The organism is Pseudomonas sp. MWU13-3659, from assembly GCF_023757525.1.
GTDB classification, from domain to species: Bacteria; Pseudomonadota; Gammaproteobacteria; order Pseudomonadales; family Pseudomonadaceae; genus Aquipseudomonas; species Aquipseudomonas entomophila_E.
Genome location: NZ_JAMSHW010000090.1, coordinates 1 through 890 on the forward strand (window position 1 = coordinate 1; position 890 = coordinate 890).

Below are 890 nucleotides of genomic sequence, written 5' to 3' on the forward strand. Positions count from 1 at the left end.
CCCGGTGCAGGCACAGGGCCCGTTCTTTTCAGGCTTGGGCTGCTTGTTGGCGCGGACCTGGCTGCGCACCACTTCGGTCGGCCCTTCGGCGTGGACATGCCGGGCCTGGTGAGTGACGCCGGGGCGGATGGCGACGGCCATGCCCGGGCGGCGCGGGTTGGCCAGCACCGTGTCGAGCAGGCGGGTCAGCAGCCAGGCGATGCTGTTTTCCATACCGGCGCTGCCCAGCGCTTCCAGGCGGCGGGGCACGACCTTGGCCAGGTCTTCGAGGGTACGGATCAGCGGCCCGAGCAGGGTGTCCAGCTCACCGCTGAAGTGGCGGGCGACGCTGTTGTAGCCATCCTTGAGGCTGCCTTCGGTGGCGTTGGCCAGGGCCGAGAGGGCCAGGCGCCAGGCGTCGGTTTCGAGGGCCGAATCGTACAGCGCCACCTGGGCCATCTGTGCGCGGGCCAGGCGGTGGCTGCTGGCGGCATCCAGCTTGCCACGAGCGGCGGCGGTAATGGTCTTGGCCAACGAGGTGAACAGCAGGCGCGCGGTCTCCGCGGCGGCGCTGAGCATGGCTGGCAACTGAGCCAGGGCCTCGCGCACGTAGTGCTCCAGGGCGCCGCGGATATTGGCGTGCAGGTGGCCGTCGATGATTTCCAGGATCACCGCGCCGATATGCGCGCCGGGGCGGCGGCGCAGGGTCTGGCGGGTCAGTTGCAGCACCGGGCGCAGCACCGTGCGGGCGCGGGACAGGCCGGGTGGATAGGGGACGATGCCGATCAGGTTGATGCCCAGGCTGACCCACAGCAGCGGGTCGGGGGAAGGGTTTTCGACCAGTTCGAGGATGTCGATCAGCGCGTCCATGCAGGACAGAGCGTTGGTCATCACCGGCACGCTTTCGGCGG

1 pseudogene is annotated in these 890 nt (G+C 69.7%); it reads right to left on the bottom strand.

Annotation, left to right across the window (positions count from 1 at the left end):
• A pseudogene (locus tag NGM28_RS28425) lies at nucleotides 1–870 on the bottom strand (RHS repeat-associated core domain-containing protein); the annotation flags it as partial.
• Nucleotides 871–890: the final 20 nt, after the last annotated feature.